The 26,464-nt window shown below is 65.7% G+C and carries 27 protein-coding genes and 1 pseudogene; 16 read left to right on the forward strand and 12 right to left on the reverse strand.

The features are described 5' to 3' along the window. The coding region (locus IE00_RS19675) for an aldehyde dehydrogenase family protein (protein WP_240493794.1) at positions 1 to 207 on the forward strand (207 nt) is incomplete at both ends. A 1-nt stretch (position 208) separates the two neighbouring features. Beyond that, a pseudogene (locus tag IE00_RS03560) lies at positions 209 to 1,529 on the forward strand (aldehyde dehydrogenase family protein); the annotation flags it as partial. Between the two features lie 58 nt (positions 1,530 to 1,587). Here the strand turns inward: IE00_RS03560 and IE00_RS03565 are convergent. After that, the gene (locus IE00_RS03565) at positions 1,588 to 2,289 is read right to left on the reverse strand and encodes a response regulator transcription factor (protein WP_072295713.1); all 702 of its coding nucleotides are present in this window, start codon (positions 2,287 to 2,289) and stop codon (positions 1,588 to 1,590) included. Continuing rightward, positions 2,286 to 4,184, reverse strand: coding sequence for a PAS-domain containing protein (locus IE00_RS03570; RefSeq protein ID WP_072295714.1), 1,899 nt, complete (start codon positions 4,182 to 4,184; stop codon positions 2,286 to 2,288). The genes IE00_RS03565 and IE00_RS03570 overlap by 4 nt, the downstream gene beginning before the upstream one ends. 181 nt (positions 4,185 to 4,365) lie before the next feature. Between IE00_RS03570 and IE00_RS03575 the strand changes: the two genes are divergently transcribed. The 12 genes from IE00_RS03575 (at position 4,366) to IE00_RS03630 (ending at position 18,600) form a co-directional block, all read left to right on the forward strand. Beyond that, positions 4,366 to 6,342 (forward strand): AMP-binding protein, encoded by a 1,977-nt coding sequence (locus IE00_RS03575; protein WP_072295715.1) that lies wholly within the window; start codon positions 4,366 to 4,368, stop codon positions 6,340 to 6,342. Then, positions 6,339 to 7,160, forward strand: coding sequence for an ABC transporter ATP-binding protein (locus IE00_RS03580; protein ID WP_072295716.1), 822 nt, complete (start codon positions 6,339 to 6,341; stop codon positions 7,158 to 7,160). The genes IE00_RS03575 and IE00_RS03580 overlap by 4 nt, the downstream gene beginning before the upstream one ends. Before the next feature lie 48 nt (positions 7,161 to 7,208). After that, positions 7,209 to 8,195 carry a branched-chain amino acid ABC transporter permease gene (locus tag IE00_RS03585; protein WP_072295717.1) on the forward strand — a complete coding sequence of 329 codons (987 nt, stop codon included), beginning with the start codon at positions 7,209 to 7,211 and terminating at the stop codon, positions 8,193 to 8,195. Positions 8,196 to 8,264: 69 nt separating this feature from the next. Continuing rightward, positions 8,265 to 9,341: a branched-chain amino acid ABC transporter permease gene (locus IE00_RS03590; RefSeq protein ID WP_072295718.1), complete on the forward strand. Its 1,077-nt coding sequence runs from the start codon at positions 8,265 to 8,267 to the stop codon at positions 9,339 to 9,341. Between the two features lie 55 nt (positions 9,342 to 9,396). Beyond that, the gene (locus IE00_RS03595) at positions 9,397 to 10,680 is read left to right on the forward strand and encodes an ABC transporter substrate-binding protein (protein ID WP_072295719.1); all 1,284 of its coding nucleotides are present in this window, start codon (positions 9,397 to 9,399) and stop codon (positions 10,678 to 10,680) included. A 58-nt stretch (positions 10,681 to 10,738) separates the two neighbouring features. Next, complete coding sequence (locus tag IE00_RS03600; protein WP_072295720.1) at positions 10,739 to 11,560, forward strand: ABC transporter ATP-binding protein; 822 nt, start codon at positions 10,739 to 10,741, stop codon at positions 11,558 to 11,560. Between the two features lie 12 nt (positions 11,561 to 11,572). Beyond that, positions 11,573 to 12,793 (forward strand): phenylacetate--CoA ligase family protein, encoded by a 1,221-nt coding sequence (locus tag IE00_RS03605; RefSeq protein WP_072295721.1) that lies wholly within the window; start codon positions 11,573 to 11,575, stop codon positions 12,791 to 12,793. A 93-nt stretch (positions 12,794 to 12,886) separates the two neighbouring features. Continuing rightward, positions 12,887 to 13,651, forward strand: a complete 765-nt coding sequence (locus IE00_RS03610; protein ID WP_072295722.1) for a flagellar motor protein MotB — start codon at positions 12,887 to 12,889, stop codon at positions 13,649 to 13,651. Positions 13,652 to 13,724: 73 nt separating this feature from the next. Then, complete coding sequence (locus IE00_RS03615) at positions 13,725 to 15,026, forward strand: flagellar hook protein FlgE (RefSeq protein ID WP_072295723.1); 1,302 nt, start codon at positions 13,725 to 13,727, stop codon at positions 15,024 to 15,026. Positions 15,027 to 15,049: 23 nt separating this feature from the next. Further along, on the forward strand, positions 15,050 to 16,480 hold the full coding sequence (flgK, locus tag IE00_RS03620) for a flagellar hook-associated protein FlgK (protein WP_072295724.1): 1,431 nt from the start codon (positions 15,050 to 15,052) through the stop codon (positions 16,478 to 16,480). Between the two features lie 3 nt (positions 16,481 to 16,483). Continuing rightward, the gene (locus tag IE00_RS03625; RefSeq protein ID WP_072295725.1) at positions 16,484 to 17,497 is read left to right on the forward strand and encodes a flagellin; all 1,014 of its coding nucleotides are present in this window, start codon (positions 16,484 to 16,486) and stop codon (positions 17,495 to 17,497) included. After that, the gene (locus IE00_RS03630; RefSeq protein WP_072295726.1) at positions 17,497 to 18,600 is read left to right on the forward strand and encodes a flagellar basal body P-ring protein FlgI; all 1,104 of its coding nucleotides are present in this window, start codon (positions 17,497 to 17,499) and stop codon (positions 18,598 to 18,600) included. The genes IE00_RS03625 and IE00_RS03630 overlap by 1 nt, the downstream gene beginning before the upstream one ends. Here the strand turns inward: IE00_RS03630 and IE00_RS03635 are convergent, their stop codons facing one another. From IE00_RS03635 to IE00_RS03680, 10 genes are all read right to left on the reverse strand, one after another. Next, a complete protein-coding gene (locus IE00_RS03635) occupies positions 18,601 to 19,533 on the reverse strand; it encodes a glycosyltransferase (protein ID WP_072295727.1) in 933 nt (310 codons plus the stop codon). It lies immediately after the preceding gene. Between the two features lie 86 nt (positions 19,534 to 19,619). Continuing rightward, positions 19,620 to 20,162 (reverse strand): hypothetical protein, encoded by a 543-nt coding sequence (locus IE00_RS03640; protein WP_083554031.1) that lies wholly within the window; start codon positions 20,160 to 20,162, stop codon positions 19,620 to 19,622. 11 nt (positions 20,163 to 20,173) lie between these two features. Then, positions 20,174 to 20,899: a flagellar basal body L-ring protein FlgH gene (flgH, locus tag IE00_RS03645; protein WP_072295728.1), complete on the reverse strand. Its 726-nt coding sequence runs from the start codon at positions 20,897 to 20,899 to the stop codon at positions 20,174 to 20,176. A 14-nt stretch (positions 20,900 to 20,913) separates the two neighbouring features. After that, the gene (flgA, locus tag IE00_RS03650; RefSeq protein ID WP_072295729.1) at positions 20,914 to 21,327 is read right to left on the reverse strand and encodes a flagellar basal body P-ring formation chaperone FlgA; all 414 of its coding nucleotides are present in this window, start codon (positions 21,325 to 21,327) and stop codon (positions 20,914 to 20,916) included. Further along, positions 21,327 to 22,112, reverse strand: coding sequence for a flagellar basal-body rod protein FlgG (gene flgG, locus IE00_RS03655; protein ID WP_072295730.1), 786 nt, complete (start codon positions 22,110 to 22,112; stop codon positions 21,327 to 21,329). The genes flgA and flgG overlap by 1 nt, the downstream gene beginning before the upstream one ends. Positions 22,113 to 22,122: 10 nt before the next feature. Continuing rightward, positions 22,123 to 22,839 carry a flagellar hook-basal body complex protein gene (locus IE00_RS03660; protein ID WP_072295731.1) on the reverse strand — a complete coding sequence of 239 codons (717 nt, stop codon included), beginning with the start codon at positions 22,837 to 22,839 and terminating at the stop codon, positions 22,123 to 22,125. A gap of 4 nt (positions 22,840 to 22,843) precedes the next feature. Beyond that, the gene (locus IE00_RS03665) at positions 22,844 to 23,110 is read right to left on the reverse strand and encodes a flagellar biosynthetic protein FliQ (RefSeq protein WP_072295732.1); all 267 of its coding nucleotides are present in this window, start codon (positions 23,108 to 23,110) and stop codon (positions 22,844 to 22,846) included. Further along, complete coding sequence (gene fliE / locus IE00_RS03670) at positions 23,110 to 23,394, reverse strand: flagellar hook-basal body complex protein FliE (RefSeq protein ID WP_072295733.1); 285 nt, start codon at positions 23,392 to 23,394, stop codon at positions 23,110 to 23,112. Before fliE ends, IE00_RS03665 begins: the two co-directional genes overlap by 1 nt. A gap of 14 nt (positions 23,395 to 23,408) precedes the next feature. Beyond that, positions 23,409 to 23,801, reverse strand: a complete 393-nt coding sequence (flgC, locus tag IE00_RS03675; RefSeq protein ID WP_072295734.1) for a flagellar basal body rod protein FlgC — start codon at positions 23,799 to 23,801, stop codon at positions 23,409 to 23,411. A gap of 12 nt (positions 23,802 to 23,813) precedes the next feature. Beyond that, positions 23,814 to 24,203, reverse strand: coding sequence for a FlgB family protein (locus tag IE00_RS03680; RefSeq protein ID WP_072295735.1), 390 nt, complete (start codon positions 24,201 to 24,203; stop codon positions 23,814 to 23,816). A gap of 86 nt (positions 24,204 to 24,289) precedes the next feature. Between IE00_RS03680 and IE00_RS03685 the strand changes: the two genes are divergently transcribed. Together IE00_RS03685 and IE00_RS03690 are read left to right on the forward strand one after the other, a co-directional pair. Continuing rightward, positions 24,290 to 25,612 (forward strand): FliI/YscN family ATPase, encoded by a 1,323-nt coding sequence (locus IE00_RS03685; RefSeq protein WP_371328420.1) that lies wholly within the window; start codon positions 24,290 to 24,292, stop codon positions 25,610 to 25,612. A gap of 119 nt (positions 25,613 to 25,731) precedes the next feature. Continuing rightward, positions 25,732 to 26,463 carry a Crp/Fnr family transcriptional regulator gene (locus tag IE00_RS03690; protein WP_072295736.1) on the forward strand — a complete coding sequence of 244 codons (732 nt, stop codon included), beginning with the start codon at positions 25,732 to 25,734 and terminating at the stop codon, positions 26,461 to 26,463. Position 26,464 lies beyond the last annotated feature (1 nt).

A 26,464-nucleotide genomic window follows, 5' to 3' on the forward strand; every position in this document is an offset into this window, starting at 1 on the left:
CGACCAGGCCGATACCGATGCCGCCGTCGCCGCCGCCAAGCGTGCCTTCCCGGCATGGTCCGCCACGCCGCCCGCCGAACGCCTGGCGAAGGTCGAGAAGATCCTCGAGATCTATCAGAAGCGGGCCGGGGACATGGCCTGGGCCATCAGCCATGAAATGGGCGCGCCGGCCGAGATGTCGCTGAACAACCAGGTCGCCAGCGGCACNTGGGCGACCAGGCCGATACCGATGCCGCCGTCGCCGCCGCCAAGCGTGCCTTCCCGGCATGGTCCGCCACGCCGCCCGCCGAACGCCTGGCGAAGGTCGAGAAATCTATCAGAAGCGGGCCGGGGACATGGCCTGGGCCATCAGCCATGAAATGGGCGCGCCGGCCGAGATGTCGCTGAACAACCAGGTCGCCAGCGGCACCTTCCACATCACCAATTTCATCGACGCCTTCCGCGACTTCCAGTTCGTGCGGCCCTTGGGCGATCATGCGCCCACCACGATGATATCCTGGGAACCGGTCGGGGTCGTGGGGCTGATCACGCCCTGGAACTGGCCGATGAACCAGGTGACGCTGAAGGTCATCCCGGCGCTGCTGGCGGGCAATACCTGCGTGCTGAAACCCTCCGAGATCGCGCCGCTCAGCTCCATCGTCTTCGCCGAGATCCTGGAGGAGGCGGGCCTGCCCAAGGGCGTCTTCAACATGGTCCATGGCGACGGTCCGGGCGTCGGCACGCAGTTGTCCACCCATGACGATGTCGAGATGATCAGCTTTACCGGGTCGACCCGCGCGGGCATCGCCATCACCAAGGCGGCCGCCGACAGCCTGAAGAAGGTGGTGCTGGAACTGGGCGGCAAGGGCGCCAACATCGTCTTTGCCGATGCCGACGATGCGGCGGTCGCCCGCGGCGCCAAGCATTGCTTCAACAATACCGGCCAGTCCTGCAACGCCCCCACCCGCATGCTGGTCGAGCGTTCGGCCTATGACCGCGCGGTCGAGGTCGCCACGCAGGTCGCCAACGACACCAAGGTCGCCAGCGCCCATGCCGATGGCCGCCATATCGGTCCCGTCATCAGCAAGGCCCAGTGGGACAAGATCCAGGGCCTGATCCAGAAGGGCATCGACGAAGGCGCGCGCCTGACCGCCGGCGGCACCGGCCTGCCCGAAGGCGTCAACCGGGGCTATTTCGTGCGCCCGACGGTCTTTGCCGACGTGACGAACGAGATGACCATCGCGCGCGAGGAGATCTTTGGTCCCGTCCTGTCGATCATCCCCTTCGAGGATGAGGAGGAGGCGATCCGCATCGCCAATGACACGCCCTATGGCCTGACGAACTATGTCCAGTCGCAGGACGGCGCCCGGCGCAACCGCGTGGCGCGTCAGCTGCGCGCGGGCATGGTCGAGATGAACGGCGAATCGCGGGGGGCCGGGGCGCCCTTCGGCGGGGTCAAGAAATCGGGCCGGGCGCGCGAAGGGGGCATCATGGGCCTGGAGGAGTTCATGGACAGCAAGGCCATCAGCGGCTGGGACCGCGACGCCTGACCACGGCCCGTCCTGACGGGCAGGCGGAGGCGGGGGGGCAGCCCCCACGCCTCTGACCTCAATCCAGTTCCGCAAGAAAGATATAGCCCGCGCCATAGATCGTCTTGATCAGGCGCGGGTTTTTCGGATCTTCGCCCAGCTTGGTGCGCAGCCGCGAGATGCGCACGTCCATCGCCCGGTCAAAGCTGTCGCCCGCAGCCCCGCCAAGCGTCTCCAGCATCTGGGCGCGGGTGATCAGGCGGCGCGGATTGTCGGTGAACATGCGCAGCACCTCGGCCTCGGCATGGCTGAGGGGGGTTTCCACCCCTTCGGGGGATGTCAGCAGGTAACGGTCGAAATCGGCGCTCCACCCGGCAAAGCGCAGGGTGCGGGCGCTGCGGGTCTGGGCCTGGGCGGGCTTGCGCAGGCGGGCGCGGATGCGGGCCACGACCTCGGAGGGTTCGAAGGGCTTGATGATGTAATCGTCGGCGCCCAGCTCCAGCCCGGTGATCCGGTCCTGCACCTGCGACCGCCCCGAGATGATGATGATCGCCGCCCCCGAATCCATCGCCAGCCGATGCACCACGGCCAACCCGTCGCGGTCGGGCAGGCCCAGATCGATCAGGCAGACATCGGGCGTGATGCGGCGCAGCGCCGCCTCGAATTCGGTGGCGCGGGCAAAGCACTGGGTGCGGAAGCCCGCCTGTTCCAGGGCCTGCGACAGCAGGTGCCGGATCTGAGGTTCGTCGTCCAGGATGGCGATCAGCGGGGCATCGGTCATGGCTGGTCTTTCGTGGCCAGGGCCAGCGCAGCGGCAAGGCGCGCGGAGGTGAAGGGTTTGGTCAGCACCGGCCCGGCGTTGCGACAGCGCAGCGCATCGCCCGGCGGCAAGGATGTCATCAGCAGGATCGGCACCGGCGCCGCAAGGTCAAGCCCCAGCCCGTCGCCCAGCTGGATGTCGGACAGGATCAGCGTCAGGCCGGGAAGGTCGGTCAGGGCGCTGGCCTCGGCCAGGGACGCGGCTTCGATCACGGCATGGCCCAGGCCCGTCAGCTGGTCGCGCACCTGCGCGCGGATCGCATCGTCATCCTCGACCAGCAGCACCAACTGGGGCACGACCGGACGCCAGGGAAGGCGCAGCGTCACGCGGGCACCGGTAGGGGTGTTTTCCAGCCGCAAGGTGCCCCCCACCAGCTTGGTCTGGTCATAGACCATCGACAGGCCCAGCCCCGATCCCTGGCCGCCCTTGGTGGTGAAGAAGGGCTGGGTGGCGCGGGTCAGGGCCTCGGGGGTGAAACCGGGGCCGGTATCGCTGACCGCGATCTGCAGCCAGTCGCCCCCCCGCCCCGCCTGCAGCGTGATGCAGCCCCCCGGCCCGGTCGCGGCATCGGCGTTCAGGATCAGGTTCAGCAGGGAATCCTGCAGCGCGTCGGGGTCCAGCAGCAGGGGGCCGGGAACGCTCGCCAGATGCAGGTCCAGCCGCGTCCCCTCGGACAGGGACGGGCGCGCCAGGGTCGCCACCTGCCGGCACAGCGCGGGCAGGTCCACCGGGTGCAGCGACAGGTCGCGTTCGCCGCTGATCCGCGCCAGCCGGTTCAGCAGATCGGCCCCGCGCCGTGCGGCCGCAAGGGTCGCCTGGACGTCCTGGGCCGCATCGGGGGGCAGGTCGCGGGCGGCCAGGCGACCCTGCAGCCCCAGGATGATCGTCAGCAGGTTGCCGAAATCATGGGCCATCCCCGATGTCAGCTGGGCGGCCAGGCTGCGCTTGCCGGCATGGGCCAGCGCCTCGCGGGCCTGGACCTCGGCGCTGACATCGGTCGAGAGGATATAGACGCCGGCCCCCTGCCGGTCGGGCGTCAGGGCGATGCGGATGCGGCGGCCCGAGGTGGGGTGGGTGATCTCGAAGACCTGCGGATCGCCCGCCAGCGCACGCGTCATGTAGGGCAGCAGCGTGGCAAAGGTCTGCGCCCCAAGCGCGCGTTCCACCGTCAGCCCGACGATGTCATCCGCCGCGCCCGGAAAGATCGACGGCAGCCTGCGATTCGAGAAGGTATAACGGAACTGCGCATCCATATGGGCGATATGGGCGGGCACCATCTCGGTCACTTGGCGGGTGCGGGCCTCGGTCCGGGTCAGGATGCGCTGCGCCTCGGACAGGGCGGCGTTGGTCGCGGCCAGCTGGCGGTTCGCGGCGGCCAGACGTTCGGCATTCTGCAGGACCTGGTCGGACAGTTCCGCCGAACGGGCGCGCAGCAACGTTTCCTGGCGCTTGATGTCGGTGATGTCGGTATAGACGGTGACCCATCCGCCCTGGCTCAGGGGCGCGCCTTCGACCGCGACCCACCGGCCATCGGCGCGCTGGCGTTCGAAGTAATGCGGCTGGAACTGGCGGGCCTGGGCCACGCGATAGGCGACCGAGGCCTCGGGGTCGTCCTGGGGTCCGTATTCGCCGCGCAGGACCAGGAAGCGGATCGTCTCCTCGAAGCTGGCGCCGGGCCGGGTCAGCGCGTCGGGCAGGTCGAACATCGCCTGGTACTGGTTGTTGGCGACCGCCAATTGCAGGTCGGCATCGAAGATCGACAGCGCCTGTCCGATCAGGTTTAGCCCCGAGCGCGTCAGGTCGGCACGAAGGCGCGCCTTGTTCAAGGCGCCGGCCTGCTGGTCGTCGTGATGCATCGGCCCCCCACTGATGATCGTGGATCATCGATAGCATCGGGGCATCTTCTGCGGAAGCGTCGTAACATTTTGTTGGAATTGGGACAAACTGCGGCAAAGATTGGCCGTGACAGTAAACGCGTCGCCGTGGCGGAGGAGGTCACGGGCGGCATTGCGCCTTTCGCGCAACGAGGGAGGAGACATGACGGACCGGCAGACGCCTTTGGGCGAATTGCGTTCTATTCCCGCGCTTCTGGCGCGGAATGTGGCCCGTTTCGGCGACCGGCCGGCTTACCGCGAAAAGGAATACGGGATCTGGCAAAGCTGGACCTGGTCGCAGGCGGCCGACGAAATCCGCGCCATGGCGTTGGGCATGCTGGACCTGGGGCTGAACCCCGGCGACCATGTGGCCATCATCGGGCGCAACCGTCCGGCCCATTACTGGGGCATGATCGCGGCCCAGATGTGCGGTGCGATCCCCGTGCCGCTGTACCAGGACGCCGTCGCCGAGGAGATGACCTATGTGCTGGGCCATTGCGGCGCGCGCATGGTGATCTGCGGCGACCAGGAACAGGTGGACAAGGTCCTTGAGGTCGAACGCACCATCGATGCGATCGACCGCATCATCTATACCGACGCGCGGGGCTTGCGGAAATACGACCATGCCCGCATGACTTCCGTGGCCGACCTGCAGGATCGGGGCCGCAAGGCCGCCAGCCGCCTGGGGGCGGAACTGGACGCGCGGACGGCGGCGCTGGATTACGACAGCACCTGCGTCATGCTCTATACCAGCGGCACCACCGGCAAGCCCAAGGGCGTCGTGCTGTCGAACCGCAACATCATCGAAACCGCCAAGAACAGCAGCGAATTCGACCACCTGACCGAGGGCGAGGAGATCGTCGCCTATCTGCCGATGGCCTGGGTGGGCGATTTCATCTTCTCGATGGGGCAGGCGGTCTGGTCGGGCTTCACCGTGAACTGCCCCGAGGGCGCGCACACGATGATGACCGACATGCGCGAGATCGGGCCGACCTATTTCTTTGCCCCGCCGCGGGTTTTCGAAACCCAGCTGACATCGGTGATGATCCGCATGGAGGATGCGGGCCGCATCAAGCGCTGGCTGTTCAAGCGCGGCATGGCGGTCGCCCATCGCGCCGGGCCTGCGCTGCTGGACGGCAAGACGGTGTCGTTCGGGGACAAGCTGGCCTATGGCTTGGGCCGCATCTTCGTCTTCGGGCCACTGAAGAACACGCTGGGCCTGAGCCGCGTCCGCGTGGGCTATACCGCCGGAGAGGCGATCGGCCCCGAGATCTTTGATTTCTATCGCAGCCTGGGCATCAACCTCAAGCAGCTTTACGGCCAGACCGAGGCCTCGGTCTTCATCACCCAGCAGCCTGACGGGCAGGTGCGGTCCGACACGGTCGGCGTGCCCAGCCCCGGCGTCGAGGTCCGCATCGGCGACAATGGCGAGGTTTACTATCGCAGCCCCGGCACCTTCGTCGAATATTACAAGAATGCCGACAGCACGGCATCGACCAAGGACGCCGAGGGCTGGGTCGCCACGGGCGATGCGGGCTTCTTCGAAGAAGCGACGGGCCATCTGCGCATCATCGACCGCGCCAAGGATGTCGGAAAGATGGCCGATGGCACGATGTTCGCGCCCAAATATGTCGAGAACAAACTGAAGTTCTATCCCAGCATCCTGGAGGCCGTGGTCATCGGCAACGGGCGCGATTTCTGCACGGCGATGATCAACATCGACCTGTCGGCGGTGGGCAACTGGGCGGAGCGCAACAACATCGCCTATTCCAGCTATCAGGAACTGGCGGGGCACCCGCAGGTCTATGCCTCGATCCGCGAGCATATCACCGAGGTGAACCGGTCGGTGGCGCAGGACCCGATGCTGTCGGGCTGCCAGGTGCATCGCTTTCTGGTGCTGCACAAGGAACTGGACCCCGATGACGGCGAGATGACGCGCACCCGCAAGGTCCGCCGCGCCGTCATCAACGAGAAATTCGCCGATCTGGTGGGCGCGCTCTATGACGGGTCCGACAGCATCCATACCCGCACCGAGGTCACCTATGAAGATGGCCGCAAGGGACATATCAGCGCGACGCTGCAGATCATGGACGTGCCGGTCTTTGGCGATGCGGCACAAACGAAGGTGGCGGCGCAATGAACAGCATGACCAGTGACGGCTATATCACCGCCGACGGGCGCCAGATCGGCGGCAAGCTGATGGAGCTGAAGAACATCACCCTGCGTTTCGGCGGCGTGGTGGCCATCAAGGATATCAGCTTCGACATCCGCCAGGGCGAGATCCGCGCCATCATCGGCCCGAACGGCGCCGGCAAGTCCAGCATGCTGAACGTGGTTTCCGGCTTCTATCACCCGCAGGAGGGCGAGGTCTGGTTCAAGGGCCAGCGCCGTCAGGCCATGAAGCCGCATCAGGTGGCGGGCCTGGGCATCGCGCGGACCTTCCAGAACATCGCCCTCTTTGACGGGATGAGCGTGTTGGACAACATCATGACCGGCCGCCTGAAGAAGATGAAGGCGGGCTTCCTGTACCAGGCCCTGTGGTGGGGCCCGGCCGAGCGCGAGGAGAACGAGAACCGCGCCGCCGTCGAACGGATCATCGACTTTCTGGAAATCCAGAACATCCGCAAGACGCCCGTCGGTCGCCTGCCCTATGGCCTGAAGAAGCGGGTCGAACTGGCGCGCGCCCTGGCTGCCGAACCGCAGCTGCTGCTGCTGGACGAACCGATGGCCGGCATGAATGTCGAGGAAAAGGAGGACATGTCCCGCTTTATCTTGGACGTGAACGACGAATTCGGCACGACGATCTGCCTGATCGAACATGACATGGGCGTGGTGATGGACCTGTCCGACCGCGTGGTCGTGATGGATTACGGCCGCAAGATCGGCGACGGCACCCCCGACGAGGTCCGCAACAACCAGCAGGTGATCGACGCCTATCTGGGGGTGGCCCATGAATGACCGCCGCACCGAACCCCGCCCGATCGAACCCCGCATGAAAAGGAGCCTGTGATGGAGCAGCTGATCTTCGCATCCGAGGTGATGCTGAACGGGTTGATGACGGGCGTGATGTACGCGCTGGTGGCGCTTGGCTTCGTCCTGATCTTCAAGGCGTCGGGGGTGTTCAACTATGCCCAGGGCGTGCTGGCGCTGTTTGCGGCGCTGACGCTGGTGGGCATCCAGAACGGGCAGGTGCCCTTCGCGCATCTGATCAACGCGGCCTTCGGCACCAGCCTGCATCATTTCGGCTGGACGGTGCCATCCGTCTTGGCCGTCGCGCTGACGGCGCTGGTCATGGTGGGGCTGGCCTTCCTGATCGAGAAGCTGGTCCTGCAGCACCTTGTCGGACAGGAACCGATCATCCTGTTCATGGCGACGATCGGCCTGGCCTATTTCCTTGAGGGGCTGGGCGACGTCATGTGGGGCGCCGATATCAAGACACTGGACGTGGGCCTGCCGCAGGGCATTTCCGAAAGCATCGAGAGCGTGACGGACAGCTGGTTCGGCTATGGCTATTTCATCGACCGGCTGGACATCTGGGCCACGGTGATCGCGGCGGCGCTGGTCGCGGCCCTGGTCGCCTTTGCGCAATACACCAAGCAGGGACGCGCCATGCGCGCCGTGGCCGACGACCATCAGGCGGCGTTGTCGGTGGGCATCAGCCTGCGCTTCATCTGGGTGATGGTCTGGTCGATCGCGGGCTTCGTGGCGCTGGTCGCGGGCATCATGTGGGGCACGAAATCGGGCGTCCAGTTCAGCCTGTCGCTGATCGCGCTCAAGGCGCTGCCGGTCCTGATGCTGGGCGGTTTCACCTCGATCCCCGGCGCGATCGTCGGCGGGCTGATCATCGGTGTGGGCGAGAAGCTGTTCGAATTTTCCATCGGCCCGATGGTCGGTGGCGCGACCGAGAACTGGTTCGCCTATGTGCTGGCGCTGCTGTTCTTGGTCTTCAGACCCCAGGGCCTGTTCGGCGAACGCATCATCGAGCGGGTGTGAGGGTGGATATCGCGCGGGGCTGCGGGGGCGATGCGCCCCTGCGAAAGGACGCATTAGAGGAGAGCCGCGATGCTGTATCGTGAGGCAGGCGATTTCAAGACAAGCTACCGGGACGATAGCCAGACCTTTCCGATCAAGCTAGAACGCTGGGGATATTACGCGGTGGTCGCGGTGGCCTTTGGGATCGTGCCCTTCGTCATCAACGACTATTGGGCCAGCGCGGTCCTGGTCCCCTTCCTGATCTATGCGATCGCGGCCCTCGGGCTGAACATCCTGACGGGCTATGCGGGTCAGGTCAGCCTGGGAACCGGCGGCTTCATGGCCGTGGGCGCCTATTCGGTCTACAAGCTGATGACCGCGTTTCCCGATGTCAGCCTGCTGATCCATGTGGTGCTGGCAGGCATCATCACCGCCATCGTGGGCGTGCTGTTCGGCCTGCCGTCGCTGCGGATCAAGGGGTTCTATCTGGCCGTCGCCACGCTGGCCGCGCAGTTCTTCCTGGTGTGGCTGTTCAACAAGGTGCCGTGGTTCTACAACTATTCGGCCTCGGGGCAGATCACGGCGCCGACGCGGACCTTCATGGACCATGCCATCAGCGGACCCGCAGCCACCGCCCCGGCGAAATACCTGGTCTGCCTGGTCTTCGCCTTCCTGCTGGCCTGGATGGCGCGCAACCTGACCCGTGGCAGCATCGGGCGGCGCTGGATGGCCATCCGCGACATGGACATCGCCGCCGAGATCATCGGCGTGAACCCCCTGCGCGCAAAACTGTCGGCCTTTGCCGTCAGCAGCTTCTTCATCGGCATCGCCGGCGCGCTTCTGTTCGCGGTCTATCTGGGCGCGGCCGAAGTGGGCGAGGCCTTCGGCATCAACAAGAGCTTTCTGGTGCTGTTCATGATCATCATCGGCGGCCTGGGCAGCATCTTTGGCAGTTTCGCGGGCGCGGCCTTCCTGGTCCTGCTGCCGGTGCTGCTGAAGAACCTGCTGGTCGGCAACCTTGGCTGGCCCACCGATCTGGCCGCTCATATCGAACTGATGATCGTCGGCGCGCTGATCGTGACCTTCCTGATCGTCGAGCCGCACGGGCTGGCCCGTCTGTGGTCGCTGACCAAGGAAAAGCTGCGGCTGTGGCCGTTCCCGCACTAAGCTTTCATCGAAGAACCGGGCAACCGGCATCGCACATCTCTGGGAGGAGACCCGCATGAAACTGACGTTCCCCGCACTGGTTGCCGCAGCCCTGACGGTCGCAGCGCCTGCCATGGCCGATCTGGTCGTGCCCAACATGTCCTATCGGACCGGCCCCTATGCCGCCAATGGCATCCCCTATGCCGACGGCTTTGCCGATTACTTCACGCTGCTGAACGAACGCGACGGCGGCATCGGCGGGCAGAAGGTTCAGGTCCCCGAATGCGAAACCGCCTATAACACCGAAAAAGGGGTCGAGTGCTATGAGGCGCTGAAATCCCAGAACCCGCTGGTGCTGAACCCGCTGTCCACGGGCATCACCTATCAGCTGATCCCCAAGATCGGCGTCGACGGCATCCCGCTCTATACGCCCGGCTATGGCCGGACATCGGCCAAGGACGGGTCGGTCTTCGAATGGGTGTTCAACGCGCCCGCCAACTATTGGGACGGCGCCTCGGTCGCGGTGAAGCACATCCTGGATCAGGAGGGGGGCGATCTGAAGGGCAAGAAGATCGCGCTGGTCTATCACAACAGCGCCTATGGCAAGGAACCGATCCGCACTCTGCAGGAACTGTCCAAGAAGCACGGGTTCGAGCTGTCGGAACTGCCCGTCGATGCGCCCGGCCAGGAACAGAAATCGCAATGGCTGCAGATCCGCCGCGACAAGCCCGACTATGTCATCATGTATGCCTGGGGCGTCATGAACCAGGTCGCCATCCAGGAGGCCGTGAACATCCGCTTTCCAATGGACAAGTTCATCGGCATCTGGTGGTCGGGTTCGGAAAACGACGTGAAGCCCGCAGGGGCCGGGGCGGAAGGATACAAAGCGCTGACCTTCCACGGCGTGGGGCAGGACTACCCGCTCTATGACGACCTGAAGCAATATGTCTATGACACGGGCAAGGCCGCGGGTGCGGGCGACCAGACGGGCACCGTGCTCTATTCGCGCGGCGCCTATGCCGCGCTGGTCATCGCCGAGGCGATCGCCAAGGCGCAGGAGTTGGCGGGCACCGCCGAGATCAACGCCGCCCAGATGCGCGACGGTTTCGAGGCGCTGGACATCACCGCCGAACGCATGGTCGAGCTGGGCCTGCCGGACTTCGGTGCCCCGATCAAGCTGTCCTGCGAAAACCACGGTGGTGACGGTCTGGGACGTATCCAGCAATGGGACGCGGCGGCCGGTCAGTGGAACCTGATCACCGATTTCATCGAACCGGATGCCGAGATCCTGGACCCCTTGGTCAAGGAAGACAGCGCCGCCTATGCGCAGGAAGCCGGCCTGACCCCGCGCTGCAACTGATCCCTGTCCGGCGGCGGGGTCATCCGCCGCCGGTCCCATCATCAAGAGGGGCCGCCCCATGTTCGACGCCGAACACCGCGAGACGCTGCTGGAAGTCAACAATATCGAGGTGATCTACAATCACGTCATCCTGGTGCTGAAGGGCGTCAGCCTGTCCGTGCCCAAGGGCGGGATCACCGCGCTTTTAGGGGGCAACGGGGCGGGCAAGACGACCACGCTGAAGGCCATTTCGAACCTGCTGGCCAGCGAACGGGGTGAAGTGACCAAGGGCAGCATCACCTACAAGGGGGAAAAGGTCGCCCGCCAGAACCCGGCCGCCCTGGTCAAGAAGGGCGTCATCCAGGTGATGGAGGGCCGCCACTGTTTCGAACATCTGACGGTCGAGGAAAACCTGCTGACCGGGGCCTATACCCGCGCCGATGGCGGTGCCGCGGTCAAGCGCGACCTGGAGATGGTCTATGAGTATTTCCCCCGCTTGCGCGAACGCCGCAAGAGCCAGGCGGGATACACCTCGGGGGGGGAACAGCAGATGGTCGCGATGGGTCGCGCCCTGATGTCGCGCCCCGAGATGATCCTGCTGGACGAACCTTCCATGGGCCTGGCCCCGCAGCTGGTCGAACAGATCTTCCAGATCGTGAAGGCCGTGAACGAAGGCGAAGGCGTCACCTTCCTTCTGGCCGAACAGAACACCAACGTCGCCCTGCGCTATGCCCACGAGGGTTACATCCTGGAAAACGGCCGCGTCGTCATGGAGGGCCTGGCCAGCGAGCTGCGCGAGAACCCCGACGTCAAGGAATTCTATCTGGGCATGTCCGACGAAGGGCGCAAATCCTTCCGCGACACGCGCAGCTATCGCCGCCGCAAGCGCTGGCTGGCCTGAGGGGACCCGATCATGGCATCATATTACGACGAACTGGAAACCCGCGATCAGGGCGAACGCGACCGCGCCCTGGCGGCGGCCCTGCCGCTGGCCATCACGCGGGCCAAGACCGCACCGGCCCTGGCGCGGTTGCTGCGCGACGTGGACCCCGCGCAGGTGACCGACCGCGCGGCCCTGGCGCGCCTGCCCGTGATCCGCAAGGCCGAGCTGTCCGAGGCGCAGCGCAAATCCCCGCCCTTCGGCGGCTATACCACGCGCCTTGCCGCCGAATTCGACCATGTCTTTCAAAGCCCCGGTCCCATTTACGAACCGGGGCGGCGCGACGGCGACTGGTGGCGGTTGGGGCGGTTCCTGCATGCTGCGGGCGTGGGGCGCGGTGACATCGTGCAGAACTGTTTCGGCTATCACCTGACGCCTGCGGGGATGATGTTCGAATCCGGGGCGCGGGCGGTCGATGCCGCGGTGCTGCCCGCGGGGACCGGCCAGACCGAACTGCAGGTCCGCGCCGCGGTCGATATCGGCACCACATGCTATGCCGGGACGCCCGATTTCCTGAAGGTGATCCTGGATCGTGCCGATCAGATGGGCGAGGTCCTGTCCTTTACCCGCGCCGTCGTCGGTGGCGGTGCGCTGTTCCCGTCCTTGCGCCAGGCCTATGCCGACCGGGGCATCGTCACGCGGCAATGCTATGCCACCGCCGATCTGGGCAATATCGCCTATGAAAGCGAGGCGCTGGAGGGGATGATCGTCGATGAGGGCGTCATCGTCGAGATCGTCCGTCCCGGCACCGGCGACCCGGTCGCCGAGGGCGAGGTGGGCGAGGTTCTGGTCACCACGCTGAACCCCGATTACCCGCTGATCCGCTTTGCGACGGGCGACCTGTCGGCGGTGATGACCGGCACAAGCCCTTGTGGCCGCACCAATATGCGCATCAAGGGGTGGCTGGGTCGTGCCGATCAGACGACCAAGATCAAGGGGATGTTCGTGCGCCCCGAACAGGTCGCGGCGCTGGTCGCCCGCCATCCCGACATCGCCCGGGCCCGTGTCATCGCCGATCGGCGCGACCAGATGGATGTGATGACGGTCCAGCTGGAAACCGCCTCGGACAACGCATCGGGATATGAGGGAAGCATCCTGGACACGCTGAAGCTGAAGGCCGAGGTCCAGCTGGTTCCCGTCGGCAGCCTGCCCAATGATGGCAAGGTGATCGAGGATCGGCGCAGCTATGACTGAGGCCCGCCAAATAGCGCGCATTTGATGCGTTAACTTGTTTGCAACCCTGTCAGGGGCGACATTGGTCCCTGACATTTAGGAAGGGTTGGCGACATGGCTGGGGGCAAGGGTGCGAATGGAGCGCCGATCATCATCAAACGGATCGAGGCCGCTCCGGAGGGCGGCCATCATGGCGGCGCATGGAAGGTCGCCTATGCGGATTTCGTGACGGCCATGATGGCCTTCTTCCTGCTGATGTGGCTGCTGAACGCCACCAGCGAGGAACAGCGCAAGGGGCTGGCCCAGTATTTCACCCCAAGCGTGTCCCGCAGCATGGGCGCGGCCGGCGACGGCACCGAAGAAGGCCTTCGCCACGCCATCCAGGCAGCCTTGCCCGATAGCGACCGCGCCGGCGATTTCGACCAGGTCGCCAAGGCGGTCCAGGACAGCCTGACCGGGACGGGCGCCGAATCCATGCAGCTGACCAACCTGCTGAAGCATGTCGTCACCCGCATGACCGACGAAGGGCTGGTCATCGAACTGACCGATCTGACAGACGCCCCCCTGTTCGTCGAGGATACCGGCCAACCCATGCCCGCGCTGACCGATCTGGTCGCGGTGATCGCCCGGGTCATCGGCCGCACGCGCAACCAGATCGCGTTGTCGGGCCATGTGCGCGCCTATCCCGAGATGATGGTCGCGAACCCCGTCTGGCCCCTGTCGGACGCCCGCGCGCATACTGTGCGCAACCTGCTGGAACGGGCGGGCTTTGACGAAAAGCGCATCCAGCGCGTCAGCGGATATGCCGACCGCAAGAACCGTTCGGGCAATCCGATGGCCCCGGAAAACAACCGGATCGAACTGATTCTGCTGCGCTAGCCCGGCATTATCCGAATCTTAAGCCTTGTCGGACAGATTGATGGACAACACTGAACCGGAAGGGTGTCTGTCCATGTCCATCTCCTCTGCAATGAATGCCGGCGTGGCCGGGCTGGCGGCAAACTCGTCGCGGCTCGGGACCATCTCGGACAATATCGCGAACGCCTCGACCTATGGCTACAAGCGCGTCGAAACCGAATTCGACTCGATGGTCGTGGGGCAGGGCACCGGGCTTTACACGGCGGGGGGCGTCAGGGGCGCCACGCAGCGCATCATCTCTCAGGATGGGGCGGTCGTGACGACCTCGAACCCGCTGGATCTGGCGATGACGGGGCGCGGGTTTCTGCCGGTTGCCGGGGCGGCGGATGTCGCCAGCGGCAACCAGCCCAACCTGATGATGACCCGCACCGGATCCTTCCGCCCCGATGCACAGGGCCTGTTGCGCACCGAAAGCGGGCTGGTGCTGATGGGATGGCCCACGGCGTCGGATGGCAGCATGCCACTGGTGTCGCGCGACACCCCGACCGCGCTTGAACCGATCCGTATCGATGCGAACAAATCCGTGGGTGACCCGACGACGCAGGTCCGCATCGGTGCGAACCTGCCCGCCACCGATACCGGCCCGGATGGCACCGGCGCGACCCTGCCGCTCAAGGTCGAATACTTCGGAAACCTGGGGACGTCGGAATCGCTGGACATGTCCTTCACGCCCGTCGCGAGTCTGGACGGACAGTTGACCAACACCTGGATGGTCGAAATCCGCGACAGTGCCTCGGGTGATGCGGTCATCTCGTCCTTCCAGATCGAATTCGACGACAGCCAGGAGGCCGGCGGCACCATCAAGGAGGTCACGCAGATTTCGGGCCTGCCCTATGACGTCGACACGGGAACCGTCCCCCTGGAGGTTGGCGGCGGCGCGCTGGACATGTTCATCGGCATACCGGGCAGCGATGCGGGGCTGAAGCAGCTTGCGACCAGCTTCTCGTCCTCGAACATCTCGCGCAACGGCTCTCCCGTGGGGCAGCTGGTCACGGTCGAGGTCGATGCCGAGGGCAAGGTGAACGCCACCTATGACACCGGTTTCGTCAAGACATTGTACCGGGTGCCGGTCGTGAACGTGTCGAACCCCAACGGGTTGATCGCGCTGGAAGGCCAGGCCTTCAAGCCCTCCCTGGCCTCGGGCAGCTTCTTCCTGTGGAATGCGGGCGACGGACCGACGGGGGCGATCGCGGGCTATGCGCGCGAATCCTCGACCACGGATATCGCGCAGGAACTGACGGATCTGATCACCACGCAGCGGGCCTATTCCTCGAATGCGAAGATCATCCAGACCGTCGATGAAATGCTGCAGGAAACCACCAACATCAAACGCTGATCGTCGCCAGCAGGAGGCCATGAATGAGCATTGCCAAGGCCATATCCAGCGCCATGTCAGGTCTGACCGCGACGGCGCGCGGCACCGAAACGGTGGCTGCAAACCTGTCGAACGTCATGACGCCCGGCTATGCCCGTCGCGACATGCAGGTCAGTTCGCAGACCGTCACGGGCGGGGTCCGGGTCGATGGCATCGCCCGGATCGTCAACTCGAGCCTGTTGACGGAATCGCGTCTGGCCGGATCCGCCCTGTCGGCCGCCAGTACGAAGAACGCCTTTCAGGTTCGGATGGAGGCCACGGTGGGCCTTCCTGGACAGGCCGGATCGCTTGGGGCGGCGCTGAACGATTTTCAGGCGGCGTTGGGCGCGGCTGCGACGCGCCCCGATGACGATCTGCGCCTGGCGCAGGTCGTCGCGACGGCAGGCAGCCTGGCGAACCGATTGAACGACGCCTCGACCGCCGTCCAGGAGGCGCGCAGCACGGCACAACAGGGGATCGCCTCGGATGTGGCGGTGCTGAATGCGTCGTTGGAGCGGGTGGCCTATCTGAACGCGCGCATCGCGGTGCTGGATGCGGATGGGACTGACGCCTCTCCGCTGATGGATGAACGCCAGCAGGTGATCGACCGCATCGCGGGCATCGTTCCCGTGCAGGAGGTCACGCGCGATGCGGGGCGGGTGGCACTTTTCACCGCCGAAGGGGCGGTGCTTCTGGATGGCAGCCTGCCGGCGCGGATCGAATTCCAAGGCGCGTCCCAGGTCACGGCAGGCCAGACGGTCGGAGCGCCGCTGCAACTGCTGACCTTCAACGGCACGCCCCTGAGCCAGGCCCAGATGCGCCTGTTCAGTGGTGGTTCGTTGCAGGCGAATTTCCAGATCCGCGACGAATTGGGCCCGGATCTGCAAGCCGACCTGGACGCTCTGGCCTTCGACCTTCAGGAACGCCTGTCAGGACCGCAGGTTGACCCCACCCTTGCCGCAGGGGATGCGGGGTTGTTCACGGATCAGGGTGCCAAGGCCAGCGTCGCAAGTATCACGGGTCTTGCCGGTCGGTTGATCCTCAATGCCGCCCTTGACGGCGCAGCCTGGCGTTTGCGCGACGGCCTGCAGGCCGCAGCGCAGGGGCCGGTGGGGGCGTCGGGCATCCTGAACGGGATGATCGCCGCGCTGGATGCCGCGCGCGCACCGACATCCGACGGTTTGCAGGGCACGGCCACGCTGGGGACGCGCTTTGGCACCCTGGAGGCGAAAGTGTCGACGGGCCGCGTGAATTCGGATGCGGACCTGGCCATTCGCAGCAGCCGCCAGTCGACCATCCAGTCCAGCATCCTGGCCGACGGCGTGGACAGCGACGCCGAGATGCAGAAATTGCTGCAATATGAACAGAGCTATGCCGCCAATGCGCGTGTGCTGCGTGCCGTGGACGAGATGCTAGACCAGATTCTGGGGATTTGAATCATGAGCTTGAACAGTATCGGCGATCAGGCCCGCAACTATGCGATGCAGCAGGCGACCAACAGGCTGAAGACCACGATGACGACCCTGACGCAGGAAATGTCCTCGGGCGAGGTCGCGGATCTGGGGCAAAGGCTGGAGGGGAACACCCGGGCCCTGAACGAGATCGAGGGCCGCCTGTCGCGGACCACGCAGCTGCAGCAGAACGCCGCCGAGGCGGCGGTCCAGCTGCAAGCGATCCAGGATGTCTTCAGCGGGGTCCGTTCGGTCACGAACGATCTGGGCGTGAACCTGCTGAGCGATCCCTTTGCGGCCAGCACCGCCCAGCTTGGCACCCGCGCGACCGAAGTCGCCAATGCCCTGAACACCGTCATCCAGCGGCTGAACGGGATGGACAGCAACCGCTATCTGCTGTCGGGTCTGGCCAGCGACCAGCCGCCGCTGGTTCCGGCTGATCAGATGCTGGACAGCCTCGAGGCCGTCACAGCGGGGCTGACCACCGCCGATCAGATCGGCGCCGCGATCGCGGATTGGTTCGATGCCCCGGCAGGGGCGGGCGGCTTTCTGGACGACGCCTATCGCGGCACGACCGGCGAGGGCGCGACCATACCCGTGACCGAACGCGAAACCGTGCAGGTCACGACCTCGGCGGCCGCGCCTGCGGTGCGCGATCTGCTCAAGGGGCTGGCGACGGCGGCGATCCTGGATCGTGGTGCGTTGGCAGGCCAAACCGATGAACGGGCGGCGTTGCTGCGGCAAAGCGGTCACGCCCTGGTCGCCGCCGATGCGGGGCTGTTGGGCGAAATGGGCCGGGTCGGATTGGAACAGCAGGCCGTGACTCGGGCGCAAACGGAAAACGCCTCGGTCCTCAGCACGCTGGAAGTGTCGCGCAACGACATCCGGCGCGCCGATCCCTATCAGACCGCGACCGCCCTGACCGAGGTCCAGACCCAGATCGAAACCCTGTTTGCCGTCACCGCGCGCCTGTCGCGCCTGAACCTGGTGGATTACCTGTGATGCGGGCCCTTGTCACAGCCTTGATGGTCTGGCTGACCGTCGCGACCTCGGCAATGGCGATCCCGGTCCGGATCAAGGATCTGGCCGATTTCGACGGCGTGCGCGGCAACGACCTGGTGGGATACGGTCTGGTGGTGGGTCTGGACGGGTCCGGCGACGGCATGCGCAACGCGCCCTTCACCGAGGAAATGCTGGCCAGCCTGCTGGAACGTCTTGGCGTCAACGTCACCGACGAGGCGCTGCGGTCCAAGAACGTGGCCGCGGTCATCGTGACCGCAGCCCTGCCGGCCTTTGCCCGATCGGGCAGCCGGATCGATGTCAGCGTTTCGGCCATCGGTGACGCAAAAAGCCTGCTGGGGGGCACACTGGTGATGACGCCGTTGAAGGCGGCGGACGGGAACATCTATGCCGTCGCGCAGGGGTCGATCATCGCGGGTGGCGTCGCGGCCCAGGGTGACGCGGCCCGCGTCGTCGAAGGCGTCCCCACGACCGGCAGCATCCCCGTCGGCGCGCGGGTCGAGCGCGAGGTCGAGTTCGACTTTGCCGGCATCGACGATATCCGCATCGCCCTGCGCAACGCCGATTTCACCACCGCCACCCGGGTCGAGGACGCGATCAACCGCGACTTCAACAAGGCGCTGGCCGTGACCCTGGACAGTGGCACCGTGGTCGTGAATTTCCGCAGCCTGGGCGATGTGAACCCCGCGCGGGTCGTCGGCCGCATCGAAAATCTGCTGATCGAGCCCGAGGATCGCGCCAAGGTCGTGATCGACCACAAATCCGGCACCATCGTCGTGGGCGAACGGGTCCGCATCTCGCGCGTGGCGGTGTCCCAGGGCAACCTGACCCTGCGGGTCAGCGAGGCGCCGCTGGTGTCGCAGCCCAATCCCTTCGCCGAAGGAGAGACAGTCACCGTTCCCCGCACCAATGTCGAACTGCGCCAGGAACCCGGCATCGGCTTTGTCGAAGTCGCGGGCGAAACCAACCTGTCCGATCTGGTGGACGGGCTGAATTCCCTGGGGGTGCGGCCGCGCGACATGATCGACATCCTGAAATCGATCCATTCGGCCGGGGCGCTGCACGCCGACCTGATCATCGAGTGATCAGCGGCGGCGCAGCCGCCCTGCCGCCACCGTCGCGGCCAATGCCACGTTGCCCGGACGCGTCTGACGATAGAGCCCTGCCTGACGCATCGTCAGCAGGGCTTTTGGTCCTGGTTGCGACAGCATCTTGTCGACACGATCCAGAATGTCACGATTCCGCGCGGTCAAATGGTCCTGCATCGGAACCAGAGCCGCGTGATTGGCGGCCATCCAGGCGCCAAAGTCGCCCGCCAGCAATTTGCGCAGCCGGGCTGCCAGGGCGGGCAGCGTGTCGTTACGTCCGACCTCGGCGCGGTCATGCTGGCGATAAAGCAGTGCGGGGCGCGGATCGTGCCACAGCGCCGCCCCCACCCCCGAGGTCAGCTGATACGCCCACCAGTCATGGGACAGGATGCCGGCTTTCAGCGCGAAAGGCGCGCCTTGGCGCAGCAGATCCGCTGCGGCGGCATTGAAGACCGAGGTGTTGCCCGCCATGATCGCCTGTACCACCGCGTTGCGAAAGCCCAAGGGCCGCGGAAAGTGCCGCGATTGGGTCAGCGGGCGAAGCTGCTGGTCGGTGATGATGGTGCGGGCGGCGTAATGGGCGGGGCCGTCCTGCCGGGACAGGTATTCGACAGCCCATTCCAGCTTGTGCGGCAGCCAGTGATCGTCCTGATCGCAAAATGCGATCATCGCCCCGCGCGGCGCATGGTCCAGCAAGGTCAGGAAATTCGCGGTCGCCCCCTGCGCCGGCCCCTGGACCAGCTGCACCTGCCCCGGGCGCATGCGTTCCGCAAAGTCGCGTACGATTGCGCAGGTGTCGTCGCGCGAAGCGTCATCGGACACGATCAACGACCAATCCGCATGCGTCTGCCGCGCGATGCTGTCCAGCTGCGCGGCGATGTGTTCGCCGCCCTGATAGCTGGCCAGCAGGATCACGACAGGGGCGGACATGGAAAACCTCGGCTACGGAACGCGAAAAGGCCGGGACGCCGCCCGGCCTTTTCGGTTCTGACCTGTCACCCGCCCGGGGGCAAGGCCTAGCCCTGCTGGCGGGCGATATCCTCGATCAGGACGGCCTTGATCGGCAGGTCGGTCACCCCTGTCGCGGCCTTGGCCAATTCCTGACGCAAGACGACCAGATTGCGGTCGGCCGTGAAATTGCCGTCGAAGCCGCCGGTATTGGCATGGATCAGCAACTGGCGCAGCAGGGCGTCGCGCAGGGCGTGTTCCTTCTTGCGCAGCGCCTCGAGGCTGGCGCCGTCGGTCTGCAGCGTCAGCGTGATGATCATCAGGTCGCCCATGTCACCTTGGCGGACCAGGGGGACGAAGAACTGCGTCGGAAAGGTGAACCACCCATCCTCGCCGGCAGCAGCATGGTCATCGCCGCCCCCGTGATCGTCGCTGGCCGCGGCATGATCGTCGGGGGCTGGGGCGTGGTCGTCAGCGGGTGCGGCGTGGTCGTCCGCGGCGGCTGCCTCATGCGTTGGCGGATCTGCGGGTGCGCGCAGCATGTCGCCCCCGAAGGCGCCGCCGACAAGGGCCAGGACGGGCAGGGCGATGGGGATCAGTTTGCGGATCATGCGAGCGTTCCTCAGTAGGGCAGCAGGATATCGGCGATCTGCTGGCCATAGCGCGGCTGCTGAACGTCGGTGATCTGGCCGCGCCCGCCATAGGAGATGCGCGCCCCCGCGATGCGGTCATAGGCGATCTCGTTGCTGCGATCGACGTCGCCGGGGCGCACGAAGCCGCTGACGGTCAGTTCGCGCAGTTCGAAATTGACGCGGACTTCCTGCGTGCCTTCGATCTGCAAGGTGCCGTTCGGCAGCCTGTCCACCACCGTCGCCGCAACCCGCAGGGTCAGCTTGTCCCGGCGCGAGATATTGCCGCTGCCCTTGTAGCTGGACGAGGATGAGGCGTCGGCCAGATCGTCGAAGCTGGCCCCTTCGGGCAGCTTGTCGGCCAGACGCTGCGGAATGCCGGCCATATGCGGGATCGAGACGCTCTCGCCCGCGGATCGGTTGCGCCCCGAACTGTTGCTGATCTCGGCCTGGTCGTCGATCTGGATGACGACGGTCAGGATATCGCCGCGGACCGCCGCGCGCCGGTCGCTGATCAGCGAGGATTGCGTCCCCGCCCAGAGCGAGGCGGCGGCCTCGGGGCGGCCCGAATCGGGGACCAGGTCCAGCGGCGGGTTGGTCATCGCCAGAAACTCCTCGGTTTCGCGGGGCGAGGTCAGCTCGGGCGGCTGGCCGACATTTGCGGCGCGCGAACATCCGGCAACCGACAGGGCCAGGCACAGAAGATGGGCGGGTTTCATCGGAGATTTCCTTGTCAGTTGATGACGGCCAGGGTGCCGTCGGGCATCACCTGCGCGGTGATGGTGCTGCGCGATCCGACATTCATCACGCGGATCATGTCGCCCGTCGCGCCGTCATCCATGGCGCGCCCTTCGGTGTCGATGCGCAGGCCGCCGCGCAGGAAGGACAGGCGGACGACCTGGTTGCGGGCGACCACGCGGGGCGGGCGCAGCATGTTGGCGTGCAGGGGGCGGCCTTCATAGACGGTGATTCGGGTCTGCATGCCGATGGCGGCTGAAGGGTCGGTCAGGCCGGGACGGTCGGTGTCGATGACGCGCAGATCGCCCGCCGCGATGACATGACCGGCGGGCAGGGTGCGGGCGGCACCAAGCCCCCCCGCCCATGCCCCCGCGGGCAGCAGCGCCAGTGCCAGGATCAGGGCGCGCATCACCGCACCTGCGTGGTTGCGCCAAGCATCTGGTCGGCGGCGGTGATGACCTTGGCATTCAGTTCGTAGCCGCGCTGGGCCTTGATCAGCTCGGTCACCTCGCGCACCGCGTCGACCGAGCTTTCCTCCAGATAGCCCTGCCGCAGGGTGCCCAGACCGTCCTGGCCCGGATTGACGACCTGCGCGCCCCCGGACGCTGCGGTTTCGATGAACAGGTTCGATCCGATCGCCTCGAGGCCCTTTTCGTTCGAGAAACCCGCCAAGGTCAGCTGGCCCAACAGTTCCGGTTCGACCCGGTCGTTGAAATAAGCGTTCACCTCGCCGCCCGCGCTGATCGAGATCGACCGCGCATCGTCGGGAATGGTGATTTCCGGCACGACCGGATAGCCGTCCGAGGTCACGATCAGCCCGTCGGGCGACCGCTTCAGCCCGCCATCGCGGGTATAGCCGGACAGACCCGAGGGCAGCGTGACCTCCAGATAGCCGTCGCCTTCGATGGCCAGGTCCAGATCGCCGCCGGTCGCGGTCAGCGCGCCCTGTTGCAGGTTGACGCTGACGGCGGTGGGGCGCACGCCCAGGCCCAGCTGGACGCCCGCGGGAATGACGGTCCCGTCGGCGGCGGTCACGCTGCCGGGGCGGGCGGCCTGCTGGTAATGCAGGTCGGCGAATTCGGCACGACGCGCGTTATAGCCGGTCGTGGACATGTTCGCGAGGTTGTTCGACACGACCTCGACGCGGGTTTGCTGGGCGCTCATGCCGGTGGCGGCGATCTGCAGGGCTCTCATGGCTGGTTCCTTATCGGGTCATCGAGGTGATCGCGCTGCGGATGCGCTGATCTTCGCGGTCAAGGAAGGACTGGCCCAGCTCGTATGCGCGCTGGACCTCGATCATGCGGGTGATCTCCATGATCGGGTCGACGTTGGATTCCTCCAGGAAGCCCTGCCGGATGCGGGGCTCCTCGGTGGGTTGCGGGTCGCCCTGGACGCTGAACAGCGTACCGCCCGCCTGGGTGGGCGTTTCGCCTTCGGGCGCCGCGAAGACCCCGATGCGACCAAAGGGCAGACCGTTCGACGACAGCGTTCCGTCCGCCCCGATGGACACGGAACTGGCCCCTGCGGGCAGGATGATCGGCGCCTGGCCTTCGTCCAGCAGGCGGTTGCCGTCGGCATTCATCAATTCGCCCTCGGGGCCGGGCATGAAGGCGCCGGCGCGGGTCAGGCGGATTCCCTCGGGGGTCTCGACCATGAAGAAGCCGTCGCCCTCGATCGCCAGATCGAGGTTGTTGTTCGTCTGCGTCAGCACGCCCTGGTTCAGGTCCAGCATCCGTCCGCGGGCATCGGCCATGGACAGCGTGCCGCCCTGACGGTCCAGCGCCGACAGGTGTTCGGCAAAGATCACCCCCTCGCGGCGAAAGCCGGTGGTGCTGGCGTTGGCGATGTTGTTGGCCACGACGCGCATTTCGCGCATCAGGCCGGATTGGCGGGTCAGGCTGGCATAGATGGCGTTGTCCATGGCGTCAGCTTTCCGCGATCAGGGGGATGATCTGCCCCAGGTAGAAGTCCGACAGCGCCGTGGTCATGAAGCTCATGGACACCCAGAACACCACCAGCATCAGCCCCACCTTGGGCACGAAGGTCAGCGTCATCTCCTGGACCGAGGTCAGCGCCTGGAATAGCCCGATGACGACGCCCGCGATCAGCGCCACCCCCAGAAGCGGAGCCGAGATCTGGATCGCGATCAGCAGCGCCTGCCGCAGCATGTCGAAGAGGATGGTTTCGGGCATCACACGGGCATCCGCAGGATTTCCTGATAGGCCTCGACGACCTTGTCGCGGATGGCCACGACCGTCTCCATGGCCATCTGCGCCTCGGCGATGGTCTGGACCAGCTGGTGGGTGTTGACCTGGCCGGTCATCGCGCCCGTGGCGACTTGGTCGACCTGGTCCATGTGGGCGGCGAAATCCTGCGCCATCTGGCCCAGCTTGGCGGTGCCCGATGCCTGCCCGTCGGGGGCCACGGCGCTGCGGGCGGCGGAATATGCGTTGGCGGCGTTCAATCCGGAAATCATCTGCTGTTGCCTTTCTAGCGACGGAGGATGTCAAGCAGGGCGCTGCCCATCTGGCGGCTCTGTTCGAACATGCGAAGGTTGGCTTCGTAACTGCGACCGGCCTCGCGGCTGTCGGCGATCTCGATGACGACATCGACGTTCGAGCCTTGGAAATAGCCCTGTTCATCGGCCATCGGATGGCTGGGGTCGTGGATCTTGGGCAGCGGGGTCTGGTCCAGCTGCAGGCGACCTGCCTGAACCTCGCCCGTGGGGCGGCCGAAATCGGTCGCCTGTTCAAAGGTGACAAGCTTGCGGCGATAGCCGGGCGTGTCGGCATTGGCCATGTTTTCGGCCGTGTGGCGCATGCGTTCGCTTTGCGCGCGCATGCCGGATGCGGCAAGACGCAGGACGCTGATCTGTTCGGTCATGGTTTCAATCCCTTATCGGCGGCCAAGGCTGGTCCGCATCAGGTCCAGCGCGGACCGATAGATGCCAAGCGACAGGTCGTTTTCCCGCTTGACCTCGGCGGCGCGGACCATCTCCTCCTCCAGCGACACGGTGTTGCCGTTGGGGGATGCCTGCTGGCCGGTATCGACGACACGCCCCGCCTGCAGCGCCCATTCGGGGCTGGGAAGGTGGCGCGAGTTGGTGACCCGCAGATCCCCGCCCAGGGACGCCTGACGATAGCTTTCGTCGAAATCCTGCATGTCGGCGGCCCGATATCCGGGCGTGTCCGCATTGGCGATGTTGCGCGCCACGACAAGCTGGCGCTGCGACACGTGCTGGCCCATGGCGTGGACCATCCGCATCATTTCGATCTTCTCAAACATGAGGCTTCTCCTCATTCACGATAAACCCGGTCTTAACCCCGATTCCTTTAGAAACCCTTTCATGAGGACGAAAAGATCGGGGTGATGTGATGGACAGGTTGGAATCGATTGCGGGTCGCCTGGCGCGGATGCGGCTGGTCACCCATTACGGGCGGGTCCAGTCGATCCGCGCGGGCCTGATCCGGGTCGAGGGTCTGAACGGCTGCGCCTCGCTTGGCGATCGGGTCGCGATCACGCTGAGCGCCGACACCCTGACCGGAGAGATCGTGGGCCTGGCCCAGGACCATGCCGAGGTGCTGCCCGAAGGCGGGACCGAGGGGCTGTCGGTCGGCGCGCAGGTCGAATTGCTGCACGCGCCGCGCATCGCGCCCTGCGATGCCTGGGTGGGGCGCATCGTCGATCCGCTTGGCCGACCCCTGGACGGCCGCCCGCTGCCGCAGGGCGTGCAGGAACGCGGGTTTCGCACCGATGCCCCGCCCGCCGTCACCCGCAAGCGGCTTGGCGCGCGGCTGGACACGGGGCTGGCGGTCTTTGACACGCTGCTGCCCCTGGTCGCGGGACAGCGCGTCGGCCTGTTCGCGGGGTCGGGGGTGGGGAAATCGACGCTGCTGTCGATGATGGCCAAGGGGGTTCAGGCCGATGTCGTGGTCATCGCCATGATCGGCGAAAGGGGCCGCGAATTGCGGGAATTCGTCGAAAAGACCATGGGCCCCGAAGGCATGAAGCGCGCCGTCATCGTGGCCGCCACGTCGGACCAGTCACCGCTGCTGCGTCGCCGCTGCGCCTGGGCCGCCATGAGCGTGGCCGAACATTTCCGCGACCAGGGCAAGCATGTGCTGTTCCTGGCCGACAGCATCACCCGCTTTGCCGAGGCGCATCGCGAGATCGCCCTGGCTGCGGGCGAACCCGCCAGCTTCCGCGGCTTTCCACCCTCGGTCTCGGGGCTGATCATGGGGCTGGCGGAACGGTCGGGCCCCGGACCCGAAGGGGCGGGCGACATCACCGGCATCTTCAGCGTCCTGGTCGCGGGGTCCGACATGGAGGAACCGGTGGCCGACATCCTGCGCGGCACGCTGGACGGGCATGTGGTTCTGGACCGGGCCATCGCGGAACGTGGGCGCTTTCCCGCGGTCGATGTGGTAAGGTCGGTGTCGCGGTCCCTGCCGGATGCCGCCAGCGCGCCGGAAAACGCGCTGATCATGCGCGCGCGCGCGGCCCTTGGCGCCTATGCCGAATCCGAGCTGATGATTCGCGCGGGCCTCTATGCGCCGGGTTCGGACCCCAAGTTGGACGAGGCTGTCCGGCTGTTCCCCAAATTGGACGATTTCACGACGAAGAAAAGTGCTACGGTCGCCGAAAGCTTCACCGCGCTGGAACTGGCCCTGCGCCAGGTGGGGCCAAGACGTTGAAACCGAACGCTGCGAAAACTGTTGAACTGCTTAATCATTGTTAAACATCATGCGGGAGCTATTGCGCGCAGAATCGCGATTTGCAAGTGTCCCGAAGCCTTGGAAAGGAGGTGGGTAAAATGGCGATCACAGAATATTTTATCCGTTTTCTTCAAAGACGTGACACCCTTTCCCCGCGCGATCTGGAATGGCTTCGCGCCGTTCCGACCCAGCATGCCAGCTTTGCCCCCGGCGAGGTCATCGTTCCGGCCGACCGCTCCGCCAACCGCAGCTGCATGATGCTGCGCGGTCTTTCGGCGCGGTCGCACAGCCTGGTGGGTCGGCCCAAGGAGAGGGTCATCACCGCCCTGCATGTGCCGGGGGATTTCGTCGACCTGCACGGTTTCGTGCTGGCGGGTCTTGAGCATGCCGTCATTGCCGTCGGTTCGGTCGAGGTCGAGTTCATCGACCATTTCGAACTGGTCGAGATGACCGAGAACTTTCCCCACCTGACGCGCCTTTTGTGGATGGCGACGCTGATCGACGCGGCGATCCATCGGCAATGGCTGGTGGCGGCGGCATCCCTGCGGTCCAGCGCCCATCTGGCCCATCTGCTGTGCGAGATCTATACCCGCCTGAACGCCGTCGGCGCCGCCAGCGATTATCAGTTCTCGTTGAACCTGCTGCAGCGGGAACTGGCGGATATCCTGGGATATTCACCCATTCACGTGAACCGGGCGGTGCGCGATCTGCGCGACCGGAACCTGATCCGCTGGTCGGGGGCGGACATCACCATCCTGGACTGGCAGGGTCTGGCCAGCCTGGCGCGGTTCGATCCCACCTATCTGGATCTGGAACGCCAGAGCCGCTGAC

Origin of the sequence: Paracoccus sp. SM22M-07 (genome assembly GCF_001887735.1) — a bacterium.
In the GTDB taxonomy this organism is placed as follows: Bacteria; Pseudomonadota; Alphaproteobacteria; order Rhodobacterales; family Rhodobacteraceae; genus Paracoccus.

Bases quoted from the DNA above. Each gene is read 5' to 3' on its own strand.
- IE00_RS03565 (WP_072295713.1), bottom strand. From the start codon at position 2,289: ATGACCGATGCCCCGCTGATCGCCATCCTGGACGACGAACCTCAGATC.
- IE00_RS03570 (WP_072295714.1), bottom strand. From the start codon at position 4,184: ATGCATCACGACGACCAGCAGGCCGGCGCCTTGAACAAGGCGCGCCTT.
- IE00_RS03575 (WP_072295715.1), top strand. From the start codon at position 4,366: ATGACGGACCGGCAGACGCCTTTGGGCGAATTGCGTTCTATTCCCGCG.
- IE00_RS03580 (WP_072295716.1), top strand. From the start codon at position 6,339: ATGAACAGCATGACCAGTGACGGCTATATCACCGCCGACGGGCGCCAG.
- IE00_RS03590 (WP_072295718.1), top strand. From the start codon at position 8,265: ATGCTGTATCGTGAGGCAGGCGATTTCAAGACAAGCTACCGGGACGAT.
- IE00_RS03595 (WP_072295719.1), top strand. From the start codon at position 9,397: ATGAAACTGACGTTCCCCGCACTGGTTGCCGCAGCCCTGACGGTCGCA.
- IE00_RS03600 (WP_072295720.1), top strand. From the start codon at position 10,739: ATGTTCGACGCCGAACACCGCGAGACGCTGCTGGAAGTCAACAATATC.
- IE00_RS03605 (WP_072295721.1), top strand. From the start codon at position 11,573: ATGGCATCATATTACGACGAACTGGAAACCCGCGATCAGGGCGAACGC.
- IE00_RS03610 (WP_072295722.1), top strand. From the start codon at position 12,887: ATGGCTGGGGGCAAGGGTGCGAATGGAGCGCCGATCATCATCAAACGG.
- IE00_RS03615 (WP_072295723.1), top strand. From the start codon at position 13,725: ATGTCCATCTCCTCTGCAATGAATGCCGGCGTGGCCGGGCTGGCGGCA.
- flgK (WP_072295724.1), top strand. From the start codon at position 15,050: ATGAGCATTGCCAAGGCCATATCCAGCGCCATGTCAGGTCTGACCGCG.
- IE00_RS03625 (WP_072295725.1), top strand. From the start codon at position 16,484: ATGAGCTTGAACAGTATCGGCGATCAGGCCCGCAACTATGCGATGCAG.
- IE00_RS03630 (WP_072295726.1), top strand. From the start codon at position 17,497: ATGCGGGCCCTTGTCACAGCCTTGATGGTCTGGCTGACCGTCGCGACC.
- IE00_RS03635 (WP_072295727.1), bottom strand. From the start codon at position 19,533: ATGTCCGCCCCTGTCGTGATCCTGCTGGCCAGCTATCAGGGCGGCGAA.
- IE00_RS03640 (WP_083554031.1), bottom strand. From the start codon at position 20,162: ATGATCCGCAAACTGATCCCCATCGCCCTGCCCGTCCTGGCCCTTGTC.
- flgH (WP_072295728.1), bottom strand. From the start codon at position 20,899: ATGAAACCCGCCCATCTTCTGTGCCTGGCCCTGTCGGTTGCCGGATGT.
- flgA (WP_072295729.1), bottom strand. From the start codon at position 21,327: ATGCGCGCCCTGATCCTGGCACTGGCGCTGCTGCCCGCGGGGGCATGG.
- flgG (WP_072295730.1), bottom strand. From the start codon at position 22,112: ATGAGAGCCCTGCAGATCGCCGCCACCGGCATGAGCGCCCAGCAAACC.
- IE00_RS03660 (WP_072295731.1), bottom strand. From the start codon at position 22,839: ATGGACAACGCCATCTATGCCAGCCTGACCCGCCAATCCGGCCTGATG.
- IE00_RS03665 (WP_072295732.1), bottom strand. From the start codon at position 23,110: ATGCCCGAAACCATCCTCTTCGACATGCTGCGGCAGGCGCTGCTGATC.
- fliE (WP_072295733.1), bottom strand. From the start codon at position 23,394: ATGATTTCCGGATTGAACGCCGCCAACGCATATTCCGCCGCCCGCAGC.
- flgC (WP_072295734.1), bottom strand. From the start codon at position 23,801: ATGACCGAACAGATCAGCGTCCTGCGTCTTGCCGCATCCGGCATGCGC.
- IE00_RS03680 (WP_072295735.1), bottom strand. From the start codon at position 24,203: ATGTTTGAGAAGATCGAAATGATGCGGATGGTCCACGCCATGGGCCAG.
- IE00_RS03690 (WP_072295736.1), top strand. From the start codon at position 25,732: ATGGCGATCACAGAATATTTTATCCGTTTTCTTCAAAGACGTGACACC.